We start from the raw sequence: 1,814 nt of genomic DNA, 5'->3' as shown, positions 1-1,814 counted from the left end.
GAGCCATTCCTGTAATGAAGTAATTTGCTCTTTGAAAAGAAAAAGCGCCTCCTGTATGCTGGGTCTCGGAATGGTTCGACATTCACTGCCCTAATTGAAGGAGGACGCTCAATATGAAGTATAAACTGAAACAGAAGCAGAATCAACGAATTACACGAATTACTGAATCGACACTGGTGGTCGGTGCAGACATTGCGAAGAAGGTACATGTCGCACGGGCCGTAGACTTCCGTGGAATTGAACTCGGGAAGGATTGCGTATTTCATAACGATCAGGAAGGACTATCGAAGCTGACAGCGTGGATGAAGGAGCTTGGGCAATCACAAGGGAAGACGGACATCATGTTTGGCATCGAGCCTACCGGACACTACTGGTTTCCGTTAGCTGCCTACCTACAAGAACAGCAAATTCAGGTTGTTGTCGTCAATCCGCATCATGTGAGTAAGACGAAAGAGCTTGAGGATAACTCGCAGACGAAGAGCGACTACAAAGATGCAAAGGTCATCGCGGATCTCATCCGGAACGGAAAATACTCGGAACCGAAGCTGCCGATGAAAGAGTATGCGGAACTGCGCATCCTGATGAATCTAAGGGAGAAGGTATCCGCCAGCCTGACGCAAGTGAAGGGCCGCATCGGCAACTGGTTTGACCGGTTCTTCCCCGAGTATACTAGCGTATTCAAGAAATGGGAAGGCAAGGCATCGCTAATGACCATGCGGGCATTCCCGTTACCATCGGACATCGTCAGCAAGGGGGCCAGAGACGTCCTGGCTCACTGGAAGACGGATGTGAAGCGTGGTGTGGGCATCAAACGCGCGGAGAAGTTAGTAGCGGCCGCCACGGTCTCGATCGGACTAACCGAAGGCAGTATGGCAGCGCGAGTAGAGTTAAGCACACTGCTGGGACAATATGACCTCTTCAGCAACCAACTGGAAGAGATTATGGGTAAGGTTCTGGAGATCTTGGAACACATCCCAGGAACAACGCAGATGCTTTCCGTTCCGGGAGTCGGAGCAATCACCGTAGCCGGTTTCCTGGCAGAGGTTGGAGACCTGAACAATTATGATCACGGTCAACAAATCATTCGGCTCGCCGGACTGAATCTCAAAGAGAACAGTTCGGGAAAGCGGAAGGGCAAGACCGGGATTAGCAAGCGAGGGCGATCCCGTCTAAGAGCACTGCTGTTCCGGGCGGTGATGCCAATGGTAGCGAAAAATGAAGAGTTCAAGACGCTTCATAAGCACTACACGACGCGGAATCAAAACCCGCTGAAGAAGAAACAGTCGATCATCGCCTTATGTGGAAAACTCATACGAGTCCTGCATACGCTGGGGACAAAGCAAAGAGAGTACAATGCAATTGATGTCATGGGTCCAGTGAGGCAGTTCCAGAACCAGCAAGAAGCCGCTTAAAACAAGGAAGCAACGCCTGTAAATCACTTATTCACATGTGTACAACTTAGACAATGGAAGCACCGGAGAAGCCGAAGCACTATATTCAATAAGGGCAACGACCCCGTAAAGGAGCAAGAATCGGCATCCACCCCTTGAGAGGTAGAACGAAGGAATGTAAGGGCATAGACCCAGTGTGACATGGGAGGGTAAACCCCAAGGGCAAATGTGGAGATCCACTGTGCGATCATACCAATTATCCACAGTTTTGGAAGCATATTATTCCCGAGCTCTGTTCCCGCCTACGCTCTTACAGAAAATCGAGGTTCAGAGAACATTCTCCACTACTATCTCTTAAGCTGTCAAAGTTGAAATAATGAGAATGAGTGCGGAAACAGGAGAAAAAAATACTTTTTAGTAGGA

At 49.3% G+C, this 1,814-nt stretch carries 1 protein-coding gene; it reads left to right on the top strand.

Annotation, left to right across the window (positions count from 1 at the left end):
• The first annotated feature begins 125 nt into the window (after window positions 1–125).
• Window positions 126–1,412 (top strand): IS110 family transposase, encoded by a 1,287-nt coding sequence (locus tag ACFPXP_RS08140; RefSeq protein WP_449288665.1) that lies wholly within the window; start codon window positions 126–128, stop codon window positions 1,410–1,412.
• Window positions 1,413–1,814: the final 402 nt, after the last annotated feature.

Source organism: Marinicrinis lubricantis (genome assembly GCF_042658665.1).
Taxonomy (GTDB): Bacteria; Bacillota; Bacilli; order Paenibacillales; family KCTC-33676; genus Marinicrinis; species Marinicrinis lubricantis.
The sequence above is the reverse complement of the archived record's forward strand: the minus strand, read 5'-3'. Positions and strand labels throughout refer to the sequence as shown.